The following is a 20596-nucleotide window of genomic DNA, read 5'->3' on the forward strand; positions in this document are numbered from 1 at the left end:
AGATTCAAGGGGTCGTCGCAACGCCACCTCGTTGGAGTGAGCATAGATGAGCGTCGAGAGATTCGGCGGGCGTTTTCCATCCAAGAGCCTTGCGAGGCCGGTTGTTGAGGGCAGCGGCGACAGTGGCGAGGTTTTCGCGGGAGTACCTGGACAGGTCTGTCCCTTTCGGGAAGTACTGGCGAAGCAGGCCGTTGGTGTTCTCGTTCGTACCTCGTTGCCATGGGCTGTGTGGGTCGCAGAAGTAAATGGCCAGGCCTGTATCGGCTCGGAGGCGCACATGCTGAGCCATCTCGGCGCCCTGGTCCCACGTGAGTGTTCGGCGCAGCTGTTCCGGCAGCGTGGTGCGCGAGGAGGCGATGGCGCTGCGGACTGCTTCGGCACCATGTCCGGCCAAGGCGGGACCGTTCTTGACGCGAGGTTGGCCGTGGGCGTCCATGCTGGGCAGGTGCAGGAGCATCGTGAACCGGGTGTTGCGCTCGACCAGAGTGCCTATTGCAGAACTGCCTAGCCCCAAAATCAGGTCACCTTCCCAGTGCCCAGGCACGGTCCGGTCCGTGACTTCAACTGGGCGTTGGCTGAGTCTGCTCTCGGAGCTGACGAACTTCTTGCCTTGCCCACGGGTGCGTGCCCTTGGCACCCGCAGCGCCCGTCCGGTCCGCAGGCAGCTGACCAACTCGCGTCGTAGTGCACCACGGCTTTGCACGTAGAGCGACTGGTAGATGGCCTCGTGGGAGAGCCTCATCGACTCATCCTCAGGGAAGTCCACCCGAAGTCTGTTGGCAATCTGCTCGGGGCTCCAGGAGATTGCCCACCGTCGGTCTTGCCGTTGTCCGTGGCGCCGACCATTCCATCGAGTCTCTGGGCCGGGCACGCCCGTTCCGTCCGTATCGGTGAGCATGCCTGCCAGTCGCGTCTGCACGTACTCTCGCAGCTGGCTGTTCGCCGTGAGTTTCGCGACCTTCGGACGTCTCGCGCGCCGGTCCGCATGCCACTGGGCGGTCGTGGCCCGGTACTCCAGGGCGCCGCCACGAGTTGCGGCATTGCGGCGTAACTCCCGAGAGATGGTCGATGGAGAACGCCGGAGCCGACGCGCTATCGCGCGAACCCCGAGGCGCTGGGCGTGCAGAATCGCGACTTCTTCTCGCTCGGCAAACGACAGGTACCGCCCCGACAGCGGGGCCAGATTGCTCGACGGCATACCGCCACCTTCGCGGAACCACCTGCATCCAACCACCGGCGATACGCCGGCTTCTCTCCCGGCGTCTTCGCTCGAGAGGCCGCGGGCAATTGCTTCCCAGAATCGTTGTCGGTGCTCACGCCTTCCCACGGATGGACGACCGGGCGACGGCATAGGAGACCGCCCTGCACGGGCAGACCGTCGACTCTTGTTTGCTCCCATCGCAACTCCTCAGATTCGAGCGTTGCGACGACCAGCTGAATCCACCCTGCAGCAGGTGTTGCGTTGACCAGTTGAGTGCACCGCTGCATTTTTAGTATCTCCCGCTCCAGGCGCAGCTCCCGGTTCTCCTTGCGCAGCCGGGCCAGTTCCTCGCGCTCCGCCGTCGTCAGCGCACCAGGCTTGCCCTCGCCCCGGTCCGTCTTCGTCTGCTCCACCCACAGCCACAGTGCCGACTCCGTCAGGTCCAAGTCACGGGCGACTTGAGGAAGGGACTTGCCCTCCACCAGCACCAGCTTCACGGCCCCGGCCTTGAACTCCGCCGAGAACTCACGGCGCGGCCTCCTTGGCTTCTTCGGCTTCTCCTCGTTCGCGGACATCCCGTGCTCCTTCCATCACATCTCGGGTGTCCACGGAACTGGGCTACTCCCATTTGCGCTGCTCGTGATGCAGGGAGTGGCCTCGGTGGTGGGTGCCGAGGGCCTGCCGGGAGTAGCGACGGCGTTGGTGGCGCTCGCTGCGAGTCGGAGCTAAGTTGTCATTAATAGGCTCGGCGTCCGTCGGGCCTTCTGATCGGGAGAGCGAATGCGTAGAAGAATTGCCAAGCTCATGTTGGCGGCCGTCCTGGTGTCGGCCGGCGTGCCGGCCGGCGCGACGATGCTGGTCACAGGTCCGGATTCGGCGGCGACCGCGACGTGTCAGGGCTCTCTGATCGCCACGTTGACCCACACGAGGTACACCGGGGGAGTGGTTGCGAAGACCGGCGTCTATGAGACGGCGGATCATCACATCTGCGCCGTGACGATCAAGCAGGGGGCGCTCTATGGGCAGTCGACGCGGATGGAGCTGAGGCTGACGCGCTTCCGCAAAGACAACAGTCAGACATCGGTGTCTGACGTCGGCTACTTCAAGTACCAAGCGGGGGCGCTCACGATGAGCGCGTCGAATTCGTGCATCTACATCGATTTGGCCATGTGGGGGACCGGCGGTGCTGAGATTCTGCAGGACCACACCTACACGGGATGGTGCCGCTAGGTCGAACGTTTGTCGTTGAGAGCCCGCAGGCCGCCAGGCCTGCGGGTTCCGTCGTTCCAGGACCATGGCCCGTGTAGCGGCGACGGTGAGTCCGGAGCCATCCCGCGCGGTTCCCCCAAGCGTGGGAGTGGGCCGGGCCGAAGCCACAAGAGGCGAGCCCACCGCCTGAGGCGGCGGCGAAGCTGGAAGCGAAGAAGGAGCGGACGCCGCGAGTGGATTGGGCCGGGCTGCTGCGCCGGTCGTTCGCGCTGGACGTCTTCGCCTGCTCTCGGTGTGGAGGCCGTCGGCGGGTGCTGGCATACCTGACGGCCCCCGGTGGGGTGCACGCCATTCTGGAGCACCTGGCATGGCCCTCGCGGCCTGCTCGGTTCGCCCCAGCGCTTCGGGCCACCCCAGAGCTCGTGGTGTTGAGCCCCAAGCACCCGCAGTGCCCTGGACGCCCACACCCCTGCGCCCTGCTGCCTGGCTGGGCCGCTTGGGCCGGCGGGTGCCCAGAGGCGCTGCACGGCCTCTCCTCTGGCCCGGCCCGGCCCAGCCCGCGCGGGGGAGCACGGGTGGGCGTACCGGCGGAGGCAGCCGGAGGGGACGGGCTGTAGCGCACGCTGGACGACGAGCGCATCAAATCGACCGGCGCGAAGGCGTATCGCGCGCGCGCCGGTCGCATGGTCGTCGTCATCTGAGCGCAGGGTCGCGCCTACTGCTGGACGGCCGGGTCATCAGTCGGACGTCACGATCTCGAACCCGGCGAGGAGCGCCACGCCGCCGCCGAGACCCGCGCCGACCGAGTAGGAAAACCCTTCGTACTTCATCTTGTCGTCGGCGCTGAAGAAGATGTTGAATCCGAGGCCGGCCCCGACGTGAAGACCGACGTGGGCGCCCCAGAACTCGCCTTTCAGCTCGTGTGGAAAGGCCAGCTTCGCGCCGATCGAGATCGCGGCCGCTTCCCACTCGATGACAACTCCAACGGATGCCTCGGCGCCGGAGAACCATTTCACCTTGCTGCCCTCGTGCAGCGGGAGCGCCACGCCCGTGATTCCGCCGATGCCGGCGCCGACCCTGGCGCCCGACACGATCCCTATCTGCAGGGTGTTGTGACCCCCCGGGGCCTTGGAGCCGAGGCGCTGCTGAAGATTGCTCACGAGGCGCGGATCCGCCTGGCCCGCCTGGATCATGCGCTGTGTCTGCCCGATGAGTTCGCTTCCCGCCAGCCCGGCGACGGCGCCGGAGAACTGGGCGAAGGTGTCGCCGTTGCGCGCGGACTCCTCGGCGAAGCGAGCCCAGAGCCTCGCCCCCTGGAAGAGATCGGGAAACTTCGGGATCTGCGGACCGCCGGCGCCGCCTCTCAGCAGCTTCGGGCCGACCATGTCGGCCCGCATCTGGGCGAGCACCGCAGCACTCCGAATGGCATCCGCCGTCTGGTTCTGGAATCGTTCGACGTCGTGCTGCGAGAGGAGAGTCTGTTCGCTCATGGTGCCTCCTGTGTGGCCATACCCGTTCACGGATACGGTGGTGACTTCGAGGCCCTCAGGCGATTGCCTGGGAACCACGTTCACCCAATAGCAAGTGACGTACCAGGATGAACCTCGGGGCGGTTCGAGAGGGCATCCCCTGGCATGACCTGCGCGCCCCGCACAACTGCGTCTTCGATGGACGCAGCCGCGTTCAAAGGAATGGCAGATGCGTGGAGAACAGCTTCATGACACCGCTGTACACCGCACAAGAGAAGGTAGGATTTGGACGCGTGCTGACCCTACAACGCGTGGCGACAGAGCGAGGATTCGATGCGAAACACGATGGATGGGCCAGCTTCTGCAATGCCCGATGTTGGATGACCGGAACGAGACCGCCTCCGCGCATCGGTATGATGGCGTCGGAGTCTGGGACCGAACCAGCAATCTGACCGCCTGGCGTGCCGTGCTCCCCCCTGCGTGGGCGTGGGCAGGGCCGAAGCCACAAGAGGCGAGGCCACCGCCTGAGGCGGCGGCGAAGCTGGAAGCGAAGGTCGTCGGGACGGCGAACCTTCTGGCATGCCGCAGACTGCGGCGCCACACCATCTCGACCTCACCGAACAGGAGTCACCACCGTGACGATCTCGCACTCTCCCGCTCCCGCCCGCTCCGACGTCGCCGATCGTGATCTCGGCCCCGGCTCAAGCCCCCGCCACCCGTACGCCCTGCACGGCCGCGTGCTCAGCGCCGGCGCCCTCTCGTGGGCGGCGTCGATGGCCGTCTTCGGCCTCAACCCCGACACCACGGTGGGCCTCGCCGTCCAGGGTCTCGGCGCTGCGCTCTTCCAGGTCGGCCTGCTCTTCCTGCTCCGCACGCTCTGGCGCACCCGGGCCCTGGGCGAGGGCCGGATCGCCCGCGGCGTACTGCGCTTCGAGGCCTTCCTGGTCACGATGGCCATCGGCTCGACCGTCGTCGACGCCATCCAGGTCTCCGACCTGAGCCAGCCCGGCTGGGCCGTGCTCGACGCCTTCTGGCCGCTGTCGATGCTCGGCATGTTCCTCATCGGCATCCGCATCGCCGTCGCGGGCCGCTGGAAGGGCGTGTCGCGCTGGTGGCCGATGGTCGCCGAGAGCTGGGCCGTCGTGACGATCCCCGCGCTGGGCATCTTCGGCGAGACCGTTGGTCACGCCGTGGCCTGCCTGCACCTGCTCGTCGGCTACGCCGTCCTCGGCGTGCTGGTCTCCCGCAAGACCGACTGACCCGCTCCACAACGAAGCGCTCATGCTCAACAACTTCGGCCAGGACGGCTGGGAGCTGGTGGCGATCCACACCAACGCCCAGGGCGGCCTCGTCGCCTTCCTCAAGAAGCAGAAGGCGGCCTGACATGGGAGCAGAGGCGAAGCTCGCCGAGCTGGTCATCACCGTCCCCGAGGTGGTCCCGCCGGTCGCGGCCTACCAGCCCACCGCCCGCACCGGGAACCTCGTCTTCACCGCCGGCCAGCTGCCGGCGCGCGACGGCGAGATGATCGCCGTCGGCAGGCTCGGCGGCGAGGTCACCGAGGAGCAGGGCTACGAGTGCGCCCGCCAGTGCGCGCGCAACGCGCTCGCCGCGGTGAAGGCCGAGATCGGCTCCCTCGACGCCGTGAAGCGCGTGGTCAAGGTCGTCGTCTTCGTCGCCTCGACGCCCGACTTCACCGACCAGCCCAAGGTCGCCAACGGCGCGTCCGAGCTGCTCGGCGAGGTCTTCGGCGAGTCCGGCAAGCACGCTCGCTCGGCCGTCGGCGTCTCGGTGCTCCCGCTCGACGTGCCCGTCGAGGTCGAGATCGTCGTCGAAGTCTGATCGTGCAGCGCCTGCCGCTCCCCGAGGCGCTCGTTCCCCCAAGCGTGGGCGTGGGCAGGGCCGAAGCCACAAGAGGCTTTGCCCACCGCCTGAGGCGGCGGCGAAGCTGGAAGCGAAGAAGGAGCGCACGCCGCGAGTGGATTGGGCCGGGCTGCTGCGCCGGACGTTCGCGCTGGACGTCTTCGCCTGCTCTCGGTGTGGAGACCGTCGGCGGGTGCTGGCATCCCTGACGGCCCCCGGTGGGGCTCCTCCCACCTGCGCCGAGCGCGGGAAGGCGTTGCCCTCTGGGGCGCTCCGGGGTGACGCAGCCGGAAGCTTCCACTGGAGCATGCCCGTGGCGAGGCGGGCCTACGCGCCGGGATACTCCGCGTGGATGTCGCCGTCGCGCAGCCGCCAGCAGAAGTCGTTCATCCGCGCCGCAGCAGGGGCGTGCCGAGAGAGGATTTCCGCCACGGCGGCCGGCACGTCCTGCGGAATGTCGCCGCTCGCGCATCGGCGCACGTACCTGTTGCGGTCGACGGGGCCACCGCTGGCCGGCATCGGTACCCCGCACACCGTCGTGACCAGCCAGTTCACCAGCCGCATCGCCGCGTATGCGGCATCGTGACCGACGTGCTTCGCGACGAAGTCGCGCTCGGCGCTCGACAGGTCGAACCGAGGCGAGGTGGCCAGCCCGAAATCGACGAGGTAGATCCGCTCATCGTCGGCCCGGATGTTGCCGAAGTGTCCGTCCATGTGCAGCAGCTCGCGGCGACGCAGGAACGCCACGCTCTCGAACAACTGCCGCTCGAGGGTCTCGGCCTGGCCGACCGGGTCGGTGAGCCTGTCGCGCAACGAATAGGGGACGTACTCGAGAAAGAGCACGAGGCTGGAAGTCGCGGCGGCCAGTTCCTCGAGGCGGATGCGCACGGCCGGGGCGCCGCCGAACTGGGCGACAACGGCCTCGATGTCCAGCTGTTCCGAGGCGACAGGTGCACGGCCGGGAAGCACCCGCCAATGGTGCAGCAGGGGGAAGGACTCCGCCTCACCGGCGAGGACTCCCTCGGTGACGATGAGGTTCGCACCCAGCTCGCGCCAGGCGCCAAAACCCGGTCCTGCGAGACGGTACATGCCGTATTGGCAGCAGGTTGGCAGGTCGAACAGGTTCGCTGTGCTGTGCGGATGGGCCAGCTCCCGGTCGGTCATCGGGATCCGCTTGGCGAATACCGGCACGCCGTCCACGTCGAGCACCGAGGTGCCGCCGCCCACCCCACGGCGTGGGTGGACGCGGCACGTAGGACTGCCGCCAGCTCGTCGTCGCTGCGGGCGGCGAACCCGTCCGAAATGTGGGCGTGGCGGAGACGTCGAAGGGAGTGCATCGCACCCCATCATGCAAGAGGGATGGGGGCCCTGTTGAGGGGGAGGGAGGGTGCAGAGGGGCCGAGGAGGGCCGCCCGAGTGATGCTCCCGTCCGACGCTGGCGGGCCGTGGCCCTCGAGGAGGGGCGCGGCGCTCCCGCCGCGTGCCTGCGCGCGCACTCCTTGCCTGTCCGGCGGCCTGTGTGGCCCAGCCGGTGCCGCTCAAACCGAGGTGTCGGGGACCTCTGCCCTTCAGTGCAGCCACTCCCCTTGGGGCGGGCCTCGTGCAGAGGCCAGGGGCAAGGGGACGGTGGGCAACCCCAGGTGCCTCAACACCTCCTTGACGCCGGGGCCTTTGAGCACCGCCAGTACCCTCCGGCGCCCGCCGCAGCCACGACAGGTGAAGACGTCGAAGTCGAAACTGCGCTTCAGCTGTGTCGCCCAGTCCAACCGCGCTGCGCGCTGCTCAAGTCTCCTCCAGCCGACAATGCCCCCTCCCGGCCTTCCGACCCGGGACTCAGTACGTGCCGATGTCGTAGACCGTCGCCAGCCAGCCACCGCAATTCCATCCAGTGCCCGTCGACAGACACACGGGATACTGTGTCCACCCGCGATAGACCTGGATGACATCGGTGCGGCCATCGCCGTTGACGTCCGCGGTCATGAACCGCTGCTCGGAGGAGCCCGAGTTGACGATGGTCGCCGGGGAGTTGCTGCAACTCCAGCCCGTGCCCGTGGAGTAGCACGTGGGGATGCTCCCCCAGCCACGGTAGGTCTGGATGATGTCGGTGCGGCCATCGCCGTTGAAGTCACCCGTCAGGGTCTGCTGCTCCGACGAACCCGAGTTGTAGAAGGTCCCCGCCGGCAGGGCGCAGGACCAGGTCCCGCTGGCCGTGCCGTAGCACAGCGGCTGGGCATTCCAGCCGCGATAGGTCTGGAGGATGTCCGCCCGACCGTCGCCGTTGAAGTCGCCCGTCAGGAAGTCCTGCTCGGCATTCCCCGCGTCATAGACGGACGCGCTCGCGTTGGTGCACGACCAGCCCGTGCCCGTCGACAGACACAGCGGCTGCGTCGTCCAGCGACGATACACCTGCGCGATGTCCGCCTTCCCGTCGCCGTTGAAGTCCGCCGACAGGTAGCGCACCTCGGGCGAGTCCGTCGTCCGCAGCGTGGCCGTGGGATTGTTGCAGGTCCAGCCGGTGCCGGTGGAGCGGCAGACGGGGAGCCACGTGGACGCGTGGTAGGCCTGGGCGATGTCCGTCTTCCCGTCGCCGTTGAAATCACCCGGGATGAACCGCTGACCGGCGGTGCCCCAGTCGTAGATGGTGGCCGCCGGGTTGGAACAACTCCAGCCGCCCGTGCCCGTCGAGTAGCACACCGGATAGCTCGCCCAGAGGCGGTACATCTGGACGACGTCCGTGCGACCGTCGCCGTTGAAGTCGCCCGTGATGGAGCGCTGCTCGGGGGAGCCCCAGTCGTACATCGTCGCCGCGGGGTTCGTGCACGACCAGCCTGTCCCCGTCGAGCGACACGTCGGGATGGAGCCCCAGCCCCGGAACGTCTGGAGGATGTCCACGCGGCCGTCGCTGTCCACCTTGGCCACGTGGAACTGCTGGTTGGGTCCCTGCGGGTGGCCGTAGAACTGACGCACGCCCTGGATGTCCGTGGTGCTGAGCTGCCCGCCGTTGTTCCACGTGGGGTTGCAGTAGTTCATCACTGACATCGAATCCCACGCGCCCACGTAGGTGTCGCCGTCGCTGCCCTGCGCGGGAGTGGTGCACGTGGAGGGCGTGTCACCCCGGTTGTGCTCGTGCGCGAAGCCCACCGCGTGACCGAACTCATGCACGGCGATGGACCGGATGCAGTACTCCCGCTGCGCGGCGCTGGAGCCACAGGAGGTGCTCCAGTTGGCGAACGTGAAGTTGAGCACCATGCCCTCCTCCTCGTCCTCGATGCTGGTGCCCAGACCCTCCGTGTGCGGGCCCTCGTCACTGATGGTGATGCGGATGTCCGAGGAGCTGGGGCAGTTCCCCCAGCCGGAGAACACCAGGTTGCTCTCCTTCTCCCAGGTGGCGCGGATGGCGGACCGCACCCACTCCTTCTCCGTGGCGAAGCCCGGCGTGTCCCAGCAGACCGTCAGGTTGGGGCGGCCCCAGATTTCGTCCGAGTCGACGTACAGCGCGTGCTCCGCCGTCCCGATGGCCACGAGTGAATCCGCGACGGGTGGGGTGTCTGCCTGGGGGTCGCCGCAGGCGGCCAACAGCCCCGCGCCCATGATGAAGAGCCCTCGGGCCCAGGTGAAACCGCCGCTCCGCCTCTGTGCCGCCTCGATGAACATGACTTTCCCTTGGCGTGCGCGGGCGTCCTCCGGAGGGAGGGCGGCCCCGCGCACGCAGGGCACGAACGCGGAGGCCGGCGTTTCTTCGCCACCGGAGGGCCGGGCCGCCCCTCACTCCTGCCCCGGCTCCGCGCCCCTGCTTGAGGGAGCTCAGCCGGTCATGCTCAAGACGGGGCTCGTGCAGCGGGTACGCCGTGTTGCGCGGCGAGCAGGCTCCCGACGACGCGCTGGCCCGCGAGCTGGGCGCGATGGGGCTGCTCTGAGTCAGCGCGCGCGCCGGTAGTGCATGGCGACCACGCCGCTGCGGAGCGGCTTCGCCGAGACCAGCTCGAGCCGTCGCGTGCTGGGCAGCCCGCTCTGGTACAGGGTCGGGCCGTGGCCGGCGATCCTGGGGTGGACGAGGAACTTGTACTCGTCGATCAGATCCAGCCGGTCCAGCTCGGTCGCGAGCTTGCCGCTACCGAGGAGCACGCCGGCCGGGGTCGCGTCCTTGAGCTTCTGCACGCCCGTGCGCAGGTCGCCGGCGATGTGGTGGCTGTTGGTCCACGGGAAGTCCTTTCGCGTCGACGACACCACGTACTTCGGCTTGCCCTCCAGCTTGACCGCCCACTCGCGCAGCGCTGGCGGCGCCTCCTCGTCGCCGCGGGCGACCGCCGGCCAGTAGCTCTCCATCATCTCGTAGGTGACGCGGCCCCACAGCATCGCCCCGCCCTCGTCCATGAGGCGGGTGAAGAAGGCGTGTGTCTCGTCGTCGGCGATTCCCTCCTGGTGGTCGACGCAGCCGTCCAGGGTGACGTTCATGCTGAAGGTCAAGAGTCCCATGCGGCGAGTCTAAGCCATACACTCCTGGCGATGGAACGGCAGGCCGTCGCAGAACTTGTCGCTGAGGATGGGCGCCAAGAGCGAAGGTGTCGCGAGCGCGCGCGGCAGGGTCTGCGGCGGCAGCGGTGCGGTCACGATCGTCGGCTCGGCAGTGTCCGCCGCGCCGGCGTCGCGGTACCTGGCGCGGGCGATGACCATGCGGACGTGGCTCGGGCGCCGCCAGGCGAGCTGACAGCTCTCCTCCCAGCCGCTCCTCGGGGAGCCTAGAAAGGACAGGAGCGCTATTGGGGGTTCGCCTGGCGTCCCTGGTCCCCCCGCCGAGGGCGAACCTCACAAGATTCCACGGCCCTGGAAGGTGCCTTGCGTCCGCGAGGGACGCTGGCGCTTCTTCCGGCGACGCACCTCAGACCCGAGACAGTGTCAAAAGAGTTGAGTCGAGATTCGAGCCGCGGGACTCAAGTCCTGACGAGACCTGGCGTGGATGGGTGAGGCGACCGGCTCCCAAGTCTTTCCGAGGATATGGAGTTGGAGCGCAGGGGGCAGATGGAAGCGCTCAGGACGGTGGAACTCGCCTTGCATGACACACATGGCGTACGATTGAACTTCACCCTGCGAGAAGACTCTCGCTCGGAGCCACGGCGCCAGACACTTCTGGCGGGTGCTCGCGGTCCGGGCACCAACCCGTCGGCCGCGACTCACCATGCCCAGCCTTCCCCCGTTGATAGTGCGAGCCGCCCAGGTGGATGCCCTCCGCAAGGAGCTCCTCGACAGATTCGTGGCGAAGATGATGACCCACGCGCAGGCATTCTTCCCTTCTCAGTGCGCGGCCCTGGGCGAAGCAGGGACTGAGCGGCGCATCCGCGACGCCATCGACGAAGGGGCGAAGCACGGGTTCGTCACACAGCGCAACGTCTGCAAGCTCGTGAACGTCGCCTTCGAGCTGGGCATGGGCGCGCTCCGCGAGCCGTGGGCCACGGCCATCCTCGCGGACGCCTCCACGTCACCGGCGATCCGGCTCCTGCGCCTGCGCGGAGACCCGGCCGCGAAGAGCGGGCGCAAGGAGCAGGCCGATGTTTGACTGGCTGAGGAAGCTCCTCGGTATGGGCGCCTCGGCCCCGGACAAGGCCGCGGAGCGCCTTCCCGACGAGCCCATCACCGTCGTGGTCCCGTGCCCCTATGCGCAGCATGCGCCCAAGAAGAAGGACCCGGAGCCCGAGTGGCGCGTCCATCTTGAGCTCGATTTGAACCGCGACGGAAAGTACGTCGAGGTGATGCACCCGGAGGCGGCCCCGTGGGCCTACGGAGAGGGGGGCAAGAGCCTGGGGGCCGTGCTGCCCTTCAACAACGACGGCGACAACGACGCCGCCCCCGCGGGGGACCACGAGGACAACCGCGCTGTCACCGAGCTCGACCTCGCGGACCTCACCGAGCTGCGCATCCGCCTCGAGCCCGCGGATCGCCCCTTTCCCGTGGGCTGGACCTGCCTCGTCGGCGTGGACCGCGTGGACCGCATCCGCATCTTCGACAGCTACCAGCCGGGTGCCAGGGAGCTGATTGGCCCGACCTCCGGGCGGGACCACGTGTACCTGGCCCTCCACCCCCCCAACGGGAGTCACGCGCCGCTCGTGTCGCGGCTCGGCATGGAGGCCGTGTGCCTCCCGAGCGCCGACTTCGACGGGCAGGTCCAGCTTGGCATCGCGTTATTCGATGACACCGGCAACATGGTCGGCGAGGAGCGCACCGCGGCGCTCCGGGTCACGCCATGGCTCATGTCGCACCACCTCCAGCCGGTGGAGGTGGCCTACATGGTGGACCGGTATGTCACGCACTCCATGCCGCCCGGCCCGCACTCACCGCCGCCCGTGCGGGTCCGCGAAGAGGCGAACGGAGCCTACGTCGACAGGCTCTGCAGGGCGGCCGGCGGCACGCTCATACCGCTGGAGCTCGAGCTGCAAGACAACTGGCTCCGCGACATGTTCTACGGCGGTTGCTCCAGGGGGCCGACCATGGACGAGCCCATTCTCCAGATCGTTCGCTGCCCGTCGACCCGCGGGCGCAAGGGTGAGGCTGCCGCGTACGAGCTGATGCGGAGGCTCCACGTCAACCTGGACCATGGCTGGGCCGAGCCCATCGCCCCCCGCGACCTCCAGAGCGACCTCGACTCCGGAGGCAACCTCCTCTGCTCGCCGCCCGTGGACGGGCACCCGTTCGGGCGCATCGTCTACGGGCATGACGACAACCGCCCGATGAGCGCGGATATCGTGCGTTTCCTCTGCGCGCAGGACGCGCAGGCGCCCTTCCGCCTCGACACCTCGTGGCTCCAGGTCGGGCACATCGACGAAGTGCTCACATTCATCCCGTGGCCCCAGGGCAAGGACCCGGTCAAGACGTCGTCCCACGGCTTCCGCGTGCTCGTGGCGAGCCCCGCGACCGCGCTCACGCTGCTCCAGCGAAGCGCGGGGGAGAACCTGCTGTTCCACGGCTTCCACCAGCAACAAGAGGCCGCGCTCGTCATCCCCGACGCGCTCCGCGAGCAGAAGATGCTCGACATGAAGGACTTCTCCGCGGCACAGGTCCTCCAGTCGAAGGTGCTCACCGCCGCGGCCGAGGAAATCGAGCCCATCCTCGAGGGCATCGTCGCGACGCTGATAGAGCAGCTCGGCATCCGGCCCGAGGACGTGATGCGCATGCCGGTGCTCTTCCACAGGTATGGGGCCGTCCCGCGCGAAGCGGCGGCCATCAAGAAATTGGCCGCGGAGCACCCCATGTTCGGCGGCGTCCCGGAGAAACAGCAGCGGAAGGCGCACGTCGCGTTCACGCCCAACGTCGTCAACATGCTGGTCATGACGGGCGACGACGGGCGCGCCCAGCTCCTCATCCCCAAGCCGTTCGGCCCAAGCTCGGGCAAGCACGACATGTACGGCTGCTCGTTCGAGGCCTACATCGCCTACCTGCTCGCGCCCTCGGGCAATACGCTCGCCTTCGTCGACGACTTCGCGGCGTGCCACCTGCACACGGGCGAAATCCACTGCACCACGTTCGAGGTGCGGAAGGCCCCGGAGAACCCCGCCTTCTGGGCGCGCAAGCAGGGCAGCGGCACGGTGAGCCCCGCGAGCGACAGCGGCGGCAAGCCGGCGCCCAAGCGCGCGCCGCCACCGGCCTCCTCTTCGGGCTCGACATGGCGCGCCACGCTGAACGACGGCGAGTACCTGGACGACGAGGTCATGCGCCGCTTCTACGCCGACATCCGGCGGCGCGTCCCGGCAGGCGTGCAGCTCATTGACCCCGCCAACTCGTACATGATTCTCAACAACGTGAATGAGGTCGAGGCGGCCGCCGAGCTGGCTGCGCTGACCCAGAACGACGCCGCGCTCGTGTTCTTCCCGGTCAACAACAACCGCAACAGCGCCAGGCAGGGCGGCACCCACTGGACGCTCATCGTGTACACCCGCGCGCAGAACCAGTTCGACTACTACGACTCCCTCAACCGGGCCCCGGACGCCGCCGCGAACGCCGCCCACGCGCGGCTCCAGGAGCTCTACCAGTCGCAGGCCGTCCTCACGCGGCGGCTGGCGCCCCAGCAGCAGGAGTCCGAGTGCGGGGTGTACGTGCTGCTCATCACCGAGCACCTCGCCGTCAGCCACGCGAACGCTGCTGCACCGAACGTCCCCGGGCTCGCCAACATCCAGAACCCGCGACAGCGGATCCGCGATGCCCTGCCGTAGAGGGAGCCGGAGCACTGTTCAAGTATATCCTGGCCGCTGCCTCCGGCCCCGCGCTCGCCCCTCCGCACCTGCTTGACGTCTGCCCGCCCGTGCTCAACGAGAGCGCGAGCCTGAGTCGCTCCTGGAAGGCCATCCCGGCTCGGTATCTTGCGGCCGGCGTGCCGCCCCTCTTCCAGGAGCGCCCGGGCTCACGCGCCCCTGGGCGCTGCATGCCGGAACGCAGCTGCGTCCCCGGAGGACGCGTCCCCGGAGGCTCGCACCGCTCATCCCGGCGTGGGTCCACGCGGTACGGCGCTTGCTCCAGCGGCCTGGCGCACGTCCCGGCGGCTGCTTTTAGCGGTTCCCCATGATTGGAGACGCCAAGGCGGGTGATGCCGGGAAGGGGCCCCTCCTCAATGCCCTGAACGCCGTGAGGACACCGAATCACCGAACCCAGGAGCTGACATGCGACTGCAGTACCTCAATCCCAGAGCCCCCGTCTTCCAGGATGCCGCAGGCCAACGCACGGTGGTTCCGATGGAGCGCCTCGCCGCGGTTCCAACCGCCTCGGAGCTGACCCTCTCCTCGTTCAAGGCGGAGCAGTTCAACGCCTCCATCATGCTGGAGCTGGGCTTCTCGTCGATGCAGGGCCGCAGCGACAGCACCTACGACTTCTACATGTTCGCCTTCTCGTTCGCCTCGCCCATGCTGAGCATCGAGAACGTGCAGGGCATCGACCGGGCCTTCGAGTACGGAACGTCGGCCCGCATCGCCATCAGCGTGGCGCGGACCACGGCCACCGCCTCGCTCAACCTGGCCGGGCTGGCGGCCTCCGCCAGTGTCCAGGGCGTGAAGTCCTCCGTCGAGGCGCAGTTCACGGGCATGGACCTCAAGCTCTCCACCCGGCTCGGCAACTACATCACCCTGGGCGCGCCCTTCGACGCGACGATGATGAACAACATCGGGAAGATGACGGCGGACTTCCAGAACAGCGTCGCCACCAACCCCGAGTGGATTCTCCCCGACCGGCTCTCGAGCGCGGACCTCATCTCCGACGCGGGCGGCAACTACCTGCAGGCCATCTCGTCCGCCTACGCCATCCACCGCATCACCCAGGGAGACACCCTCCAGTCCGCGCTGAACCGGCTCTCCAGCAAGGTGTCCTCGAACAGCCGGGGCTACGCCTACGAGGAGGTGAGCACCTGGCTCACCCAGGCGGTCTACTACCAGATCAGCGGAGGGGACCCCTTCGGGCCGCTGGCGTCGTCGACCAAGACGAAGGCGCATCAAATCTACGACAACACGCAGGCCACCTGACCCCGAGGCCCCCCATGACAACCACCAACTCCGCCATCGTCCCGGTCAGTCCCAACCTCATCAACAACAACCAGGGCCAGGGCATCATCGCGTCGCTGGCCGGGCTCGCCCCCATGAGCCAGGTCCTGGTCGACCTTCCCGCGCCCCAACTGCCGCAGAATGCTCCCGTCCGCCTGGTGTCCCAATTCGCCAGCGCCTCGGCCGTCATCGACGCGGGCTTCGGCGGCGTCGTGAAGTTCAACGCCGATGCGTCCGCCACCTACGTCCTCGGGGACATCCGCGCCATCGTCCAGCGGCCCGGCCGCACCGGCGGCATCATCCTGAGCGAGACCTGGGGCATCTCGTACCGCTTCACGCTCAAGGCGTGGAAGCTCAAGACGACGACCAACATGACGCTGGCCACCATCGCCGCGGACTGCACCGTCAGCGGCTCGGGCTCGGCCTTCCAGGCGTCCGTCATCGGAATCGACGCCGCGGCGCTGCTGCGCGAAGTCCCGGGCCTGACGACGGTGATGGGTCCCTTCGACATGGACAAGTACCAGGAGCTGGGCATGGTCCAGACGCAGCTCGGCGAGTACATCCAGGACAACGTCGCGGCCCTGCGGCCCCAGTTGCTGGAGGTCGAGGTGGACCTGTCGAAAGTCACCGCGCCGTACGCCAACTCCCCGTCCACGCTGCTGGGCATGTCGGGCGTCCAGAACGGGAAGACGGAGCAGCAGGCGTGGGCCAAGCGCCCGACGCCCGACAAGCTGCCAGCGGGCATGTCCGTCGACGAGGCGCTGGTCAAGGACATGTACTACGCGCTCGGCGTCGACGACAGCCAGCCGACCTCGTCCCAGAAGGCGGCCGCCGCGAAGTCGACGTTCCGCGGCGAGTAGTCCGTCCGTACCACGCGGCGCCATCTCCGGCGCGGAGTGGGAGGCCGGGCTTCGTGGCTTGAAGCCCGGCCGGGAGCTCAGGTGGAGGGAAGCGTGAGCTCCGGGACGCGCTCAGCTCGCGCGGGCCCGCGTGCGCGCCTTGCACGCCGCCCGCGCATGGCCCTCTGGCGCAGCGGTCTTCGCGCCGTACAGCCGCTCGTAGTCCTTCATGCCCGTCCTACGCTCGCGCCCAGGGTGACGAGAAGCTCGTCCAGTTGCTGGAACGTCTCGACCAGCGCCTCCGCCGCCCCGGTGCCGGCAGCGTCGAGAGCTTCCTTCGAGGGGTAGAGCTCGCTCACGACCAGCAGCGTCTTGCCCCCTTTTTCCTCGAAGGTCACCGTGGTGACGGACTCATTGTCACCACCTTCCTCATTGGTCCAGACGAGGCGCGAGTGCGGTGTCACTTCTTTGTACGTACCGAAGAACGCCATCCCTTGGCCGAACACCAGACGGTACTTGCCCCCGGTACGCACATCCATCTCGCAGGAAACCAGGGTCATTCCCATCGACTTCGGCACCCACCACTTCTTGAACAGCTCGGGCTTTGTCCACGCCTCGAACACGATGCGTGCCGGACCATTGAAAGTTCGAGTGACGACGGTCTCACGCTCGGACTTCCGTTCCACAGTCGTGCGGTTCTTCATGGGTGTGGGCTCACTCTCTCTTCTTGCGTCCATCGACCTGCTCCTTCCGTTTCAATTCCTCGACAACCCTGTCCAACTCGTCGAAGCGTGCGTCCCAGAGCTGGCGGTACCTCTCGAGCCATGCCATCTCTTCCTCCAGTCGGCGCGGGCCGATCTTGCAGGTCCGCACACGCCCGACCTTCTCCGTGATCACGAGCCCGGCCCGCTCCAGGACACCGACGTGCTTCTTCATGCCCGTGAGGGTCATGTTGAACTTCTCGGCGAGGTCCGTGATCGAGGCCTCCGCACGCCCGAGCTGCTCCAGAACACCGCGTCGGGTGGCGTCGGAGAGCGCGGCGAACGAAGCATCGAGGCCGGCATTTGCATACTGAACCATGTGGTTCAGTGTCTAGCACTCGGATGGCTGGCACGCAAGGGCAGTTCGAGCGCGCGCTGCTTGAACAGTTCGCGGTGGTGCCGTCGGAGCATCAGAAAAATGGGAGGCCGGTTGAAGGTGGGGGCTGGAGCGGAGGGGCCGAGGAGGGCCGCGGACGGGAGCCGCCCGAGCTGTGTGCCCCCTGTGTCAGAGATGTTGTCGCCTCGGCCGCGCGCGCCTCACTCACGCGCCTTGACGCGCTGTCGATGGTGGCCTTGACCCGCTCATGACGCAGCGACCGGGTTTTGGGTAGGCACAGCCCCTGACCTTCCTGGCCGCACCGCTGGTGCCGGCGAGCTGGCTGCCGGAGCGGCGGGCCGCGAGGGTGTCTCCCCGCGTGACGATGTCCGCGAGCTGAGGCGTCCGCGGGCCGCGGTGAGGGACCCGACGCGCTCGGCGGCCGGGCCTATGGCCGCGTGACGTGCACGAGGCTCGTCATCGCGTCCACGTACAGGGTCGTGTCGTCGGCATACAGCGGCAGCAGCGGAGTGACCGATACCTGGTTCAGCTTCGTCTTTCGGAGCTGCTGCGTGGCCGGATCCTTGAACACGGCGTACGGGACATCCTGGATGACGTAGGGCTCGCCATCCACGTGGCCGATGAGCATCAATACATGACCGGGAACGACGATGAGGTCACCCACCTGCGCTTGAGCCAGCGCGCGCAGCCGCTCGGCGTGCGAGTCCTGCGCCGTGAAGAGGCGGTGGTTCAGCGCCACGCTCTTCCCCTGCATCCCGGAGTTGGGCGGCAGAAACAGCCCCAGGCTGCGATACACTTCGCTGGTCAGGCCGCTGCAGTCGCGCGCATTGAACTGGTGCCCCCAGCCGTAGCGCTCGCCGAGGAACTTGAACGCCTGACGGAGGATGTTGGCACGTGTCAGCGGCAGATAGCCCGGCGCGGTGTCGGCGGAACGGCGCAGCAGCGCGCTCTGGAAGGCCAGTGTGCCGTCCTGCTCGCGCACCGGCAGCAACACCGGCCACGACGCATAGCTGCTGGCGCCGTTGACGGGCTCGCCGGGTGCCACGTCGGCCCGTGGCAGGGCGGCCCCCATGTCGAGCTCGAGCTCGGACACCCCTGGTGCTTCCGGCGTGAAGACCGTGCGCACCTGGTCGCCCGTGACGACACGCCCGGGCGCTTTCGCCACGTACGAGAACACCGTGTCCGCCGTGCCTTCCGCGACATCTCCGCGCCGGACCCACGCGGGGCCCTGGGTCGTCAGGACGAACAGCCATTGCTGGTCCGCGCTGTGGTGCGCGATGACGACCGGCTCGCCTGGGAACAGGATGCCGGCCTGCAGGCTCTCGTAGTCGCGCAGGTTCTCCTCCGCGAAGAATCGCCGGTCGGACGGCAGTGACCGCAGGGGCGTGCGCCGCACGCTGAGGCCGTAGCGCGCGGTGGAGACTTCGGGGATGTGCTCGGTCGCGGCGTTCTGGCGCAGTTCTTCGAGCATCGCCTCCGTCACCGGTCGGCCCTGTTCGTCGATGGATGCCTGGATGGGCGTCTGCTGCGCATCCTTGACCCAGCCGGCAACCCGCGCCCGCGTCAGCGTGGCCGGGATGCGCTTCAAGTCGACCAGGCCCCCATCCGGACCGAAGGCGCGCATGCGCTTCGCCGCCACCTGGTCGGCATCGAGCAGCACCTCGTCGGGAGACGGCGCGCGGCGGATCCAGAACTCGGGCGACAGCATGTCTTCGCTGAACGCGGGCACCCCGGCCGGAGACACGGCGAGCGCCGACGGCGCGGCGCAGGCGGCAAGGCTGGCGGTGGTCCCCATCACCGCGAGCGAGAGAATCCGCATGCGCCATGTGCGTGCGCCAGCCCGGCAGGTCGTCGCACGTGGCTGAGTGGAGGGGGATGCCAGTCGCCTCATTCGTTCAACTCCCTGAGGGGAAGACGGCTCCGTGTCGCCGTGCTTGCGTGCGGGGGCGAGCAGGTCATCCCACTTGTGGCCGGTTGCTCACCCTCAGGACAACGAACTCTCAGCGCGAGCTATTTCGCATGCGCGCGGCGTTTTCTCCGGGAGGCCCCCCGAGGATGTCCGAGTGGCCGATGCCGCCGTGGAGGAGGCCGATGGCGACGTCATGCGGTCCGGGGTCACGCCGCTCGAGGGTGAACGGGGCTGGCAGACTGACGGCGGCGGCGAAGGCCGCGGTCTTCATGTGCGGGCTCCTGGTGCATTCGAAGCGCCTCTCCCTGCACGATGCGCCGTAGCTCCAGAAGCTCTTCGAAGGTCAAGTCCCGAGTCGTGTGTAGGCGGGGGCCGGGCGGAATTTCAGTCCGCCGCCACGTACAGCTCGCCGTCCTGACCGATGGCGCCCGGGGCAAGTGACCAGCCCTGGCCCTCCCGCATGAGGTAGAGCGTGCGCTTTCCCTCTGGCGAGCGCGCGGCTCCGATGAGCAGGTACCGGCGTGTCCGGTTCGCGCCAGTGAGCGTCAGCACGTCGTGTTTCACGCTCCAGGTACCCTGGTCGTCTTCGGAGCCGAACTTCATCGCCCCCACCTGTCCGGACGCGCCCGCGTACTTGTATTGGAACGCGTGATTGGCGCCGAAGGTGTACTCGATGCTGTAGGAGACCGCCGTCATGGTGGTGGCGCCGGTATAGGTGTTGACCCACTGGGCTCCGGTGCTGGTGCCGTAGACGAAGTGGCCCGCCACCTCCGCGTCGTCCACCAGCGGCAGTCCCACGGGGCTCCCGCGCACACCTTTCAGCGCCTCCTCCACCCGGGCGTAGGACCTGTTCCAGGAGAACGAGGCCGACAGGGCTTCACCCAGGCCCCCGGGCGTCATGAAGCTCTGGATGAACACCAGCGGCTCCAGGCGGTCGCCCGCCTCCACCAGGTAGAGGCTCACGCGGAAGCTCCGGTCGTTGTTCTTCGCGCGCACCACCGCGGCGGTGAAGAAGGCGCGGGCCCCGTTGGACATGAAGCGCCGCATCACCAGCGGGTTCGGCTGCACGCCGTTCCAATCCGCGCCAATGCGCTCCTGCCACAGCCGCGCGAGCCGGCCCTCGGCGTCGTCGAGCCCGGGCAGGGCCGGCAGCCGGAGTGCTTCCACCCCCAGGGTGTCACCCTGTTCGGTCCACTCGAGGATGAACCGCCCGTCCTCCTGGGCCTTCCATCCCTGGGGCGCGTCGAACGCGAAGCCGCCGGGCTCGCCCGGGCTGCCGCCACGCGCCCGGTTCACCGCGCCTGGAGTCCCGGGAGTGTCGCTGTCTCCGGCGAAGAAGCCCAGGGCCATGAGCCCCAGGGTGCCGGTGCAGCAGAACGCGCAGGCGCCTCCGACCGCGAGGAGTATCCAGACGAGGGGATTCTTGGGACGGGCCATGGTGAGGTGCCTGGGATGGGTGTTGGGGCACGAGGGATTTTCCGGTGGATGCGCCGGT

18 protein-coding genes and 2 pseudogenes are annotated in these 20596 nt (G+C 68.2%); 8 read left to right on the forward strand and 12 right to left on the reverse strand.

Annotated features, from left to right (window positions below; genetic code table 11):
* Nucleotides 1-4 precede the first annotated feature (4 nt).
* Both OV427_RS01800 and OV427_RS50700 read right to left on the reverse strand, forming a co-directional pair.
* Nucleotides 5-1399, reverse strand: coding sequence for an IS30 family transposase (locus OV427_RS01800; RefSeq protein ID WP_420718239.1), 1395 nt, complete (start codon nucleotides 1397-1399; stop codon nucleotides 5-7).
* Nucleotides 1400-1488: 89 nt separating this feature from the next.
* A pseudogene (locus tag OV427_RS50700) lies at nucleotides 1489-1776 on the reverse strand (transposase); the annotation flags it as partial.
* Between the two features lie 205 nt (nucleotides 1777-1981).
* On the opposite strand from OV427_RS50700, the gene OV427_RS01810 reads away from it, so the two are divergent.
* Nucleotides 1982-2431, forward strand: coding sequence for a hypothetical protein (locus tag OV427_RS01810; protein WP_267854382.1), 450 nt, complete (start codon nucleotides 1982-1984; stop codon nucleotides 2429-2431).
* A 716-nt stretch (nucleotides 2432-3147) separates the two neighbouring features.
* On the opposite strand, the gene OV427_RS01815 is transcribed toward OV427_RS01810, so the two are convergent.
* On the reverse strand, nucleotides 3148-3900 hold the full coding sequence (locus OV427_RS01815; protein ID WP_267854383.1) for a hypothetical protein: 753 nt from the start codon (nucleotides 3898-3900) through the stop codon (nucleotides 3148-3150).
* Between the two features lie 322 nt (nucleotides 3901-4222).
* On the opposite strand from OV427_RS01815, the pseudogene OV427_RS01820 reads away from it, so the two are divergent.
* The 3 genes and pseudogenes from OV427_RS01820 to OV427_RS01830 form a co-directional block, all read left to right on the forward strand.
* Nucleotides 4223-4351, forward strand: a pseudogene (locus OV427_RS01820) (alpha/beta hydrolase); the annotation flags it as partial.
* Between the two features lie 163 nt (nucleotides 4352-4514).
* Nucleotides 4515-5138: a hypothetical protein gene (locus OV427_RS01825; protein WP_267854384.1), complete on the forward strand. Its 624-nt coding sequence runs from the start codon at nucleotides 4515-4517 to the stop codon at nucleotides 5136-5138.
* 125 nt (nucleotides 5139-5263) lie between these two features.
* Complete coding sequence (locus OV427_RS01830) at nucleotides 5264-5719, forward strand: RidA family protein (RefSeq protein WP_267854385.1); 456 nt, start codon at nucleotides 5264-5266, stop codon at nucleotides 5717-5719.
* A gap of 348 nt (nucleotides 5720-6067) precedes the next feature.
* Here OV427_RS01830 and OV427_RS01835 read toward each other — a convergent pair whose 3' ends face one another.
* The 4 genes from OV427_RS01835 to OV427_RS01850 form a co-directional block, all read right to left on the reverse strand.
* Nucleotides 6068-6949: a hypothetical protein gene (locus tag OV427_RS01835; RefSeq protein WP_267854386.1), complete on the reverse strand. Its 882-nt coding sequence runs from the start codon at nucleotides 6947-6949 to the stop codon at nucleotides 6068-6070.
* 624 nt (nucleotides 6950-7573) lie between these two features.
* Complete coding sequence (locus OV427_RS01840) at nucleotides 7574-9262, reverse strand: FG-GAP-like repeat-containing protein (protein ID WP_267854387.1); 1689 nt, start codon at nucleotides 9260-9262, stop codon at nucleotides 7574-7576.
* Nucleotides 9263-9658: 396 nt separating this feature from the next.
* Entirely contained in the window at nucleotides 9659-10216 is a 558-nt protein-coding gene (locus OV427_RS01845; RefSeq protein ID WP_267854388.1) for a dihydrofolate reductase family protein, read from the reverse strand.
* A 9-nt stretch (nucleotides 10217-10225) separates the two neighbouring features.
* Nucleotides 10226-10414 carry a hypothetical protein gene (locus OV427_RS01850; RefSeq protein ID WP_267854389.1) on the reverse strand — a complete coding sequence of 63 codons (189 nt, stop codon included), beginning with the start codon at nucleotides 10412-10414 and terminating at the stop codon, nucleotides 10226-10228.
* Nucleotides 10415-10916: 502 nt separating this feature from the next.
* Between OV427_RS01850 and OV427_RS01855 the strand changes: the two genes are divergently transcribed.
* From OV427_RS01855 to OV427_RS01870, 4 genes are all read left to right on the forward strand, one after another.
* Entirely contained in the window at nucleotides 10917-11294 is a 378-nt protein-coding gene (locus tag OV427_RS01855; RefSeq protein WP_267854390.1) for a hypothetical protein, read from the forward strand.
* Nucleotides 11287-13941, forward strand: coding sequence for a protein-arginine deiminase family protein (locus tag OV427_RS01860; protein ID WP_267854391.1), 2655 nt, complete (start codon nucleotides 11287-11289; stop codon nucleotides 13939-13941). The genes OV427_RS01855 and OV427_RS01860 overlap by 8 nt, the downstream gene beginning before the upstream one ends.
* A gap of 444 nt (nucleotides 13942-14385) precedes the next feature.
* Nucleotides 14386-15237 carry a hypothetical protein gene (locus OV427_RS01865; protein WP_267854392.1) on the forward strand — a complete coding sequence of 284 codons (852 nt, stop codon included), beginning with the start codon at nucleotides 14386-14388 and terminating at the stop codon, nucleotides 15235-15237.
* Between the two features lie 14 nt (nucleotides 15238-15251).
* Complete coding sequence (locus tag OV427_RS01870; RefSeq protein WP_267854393.1) at nucleotides 15252-16115, forward strand: hypothetical protein; 864 nt, start codon at nucleotides 15252-15254, stop codon at nucleotides 16113-16115.
* A 206-nt stretch (nucleotides 16116-16321) separates the two neighbouring features.
* Here OV427_RS01870 and OV427_RS01875 read toward each other — a convergent pair whose 3' ends face one another.
* The 5 genes from OV427_RS01875 to OV427_RS01895 all read right to left on the reverse strand — a co-directional run bounded on the left by OV427_RS01875 (nucleotide 16322) and on the right by OV427_RS01895 (nucleotide 20538).
* A complete protein-coding gene (locus OV427_RS01875) occupies nucleotides 16322-16798 on the reverse strand; it encodes an SRPBCC family protein (RefSeq protein ID WP_267854394.1) in 477 nt (158 codons plus the stop codon).
* A gap of 10 nt (nucleotides 16799-16808) precedes the next feature.
* Entirely contained in the window at nucleotides 16809-17174 is a 366-nt protein-coding gene (locus tag OV427_RS01880) for an ArsR/SmtB family transcription factor (protein ID WP_267854395.1), read from the reverse strand.
* A gap of 445 nt (nucleotides 17175-17619) precedes the next feature.
* Entirely contained in the window at nucleotides 17620-19011 is a 1392-nt protein-coding gene (locus OV427_RS01885; protein ID WP_267854396.1) for an SH3 domain-containing protein, read from the reverse strand.
* A gap of 181 nt (nucleotides 19012-19192) precedes the next feature.
* Entirely contained in the window at nucleotides 19193-19372 is a 180-nt protein-coding gene (locus OV427_RS01890) for a hypothetical protein (protein ID WP_267854397.1), read from the reverse strand.
* A gap of 113 nt (nucleotides 19373-19485) precedes the next feature.
* Nucleotides 19486-20538, reverse strand: coding sequence for a lipocalin family protein (locus tag OV427_RS01895; RefSeq protein WP_267854398.1), 1053 nt, complete (start codon nucleotides 20536-20538; stop codon nucleotides 19486-19488).
* Nucleotides 20539-20596 lie beyond the last annotated feature (58 nt).

Origin of the sequence: Pyxidicoccus sp. MSG2, from assembly GCF_026626705.1 — a bacterium.
Taxonomy (GTDB): domain Bacteria; phylum Myxococcota; class Myxococcia; order Myxococcales; family Myxococcaceae; genus Myxococcus.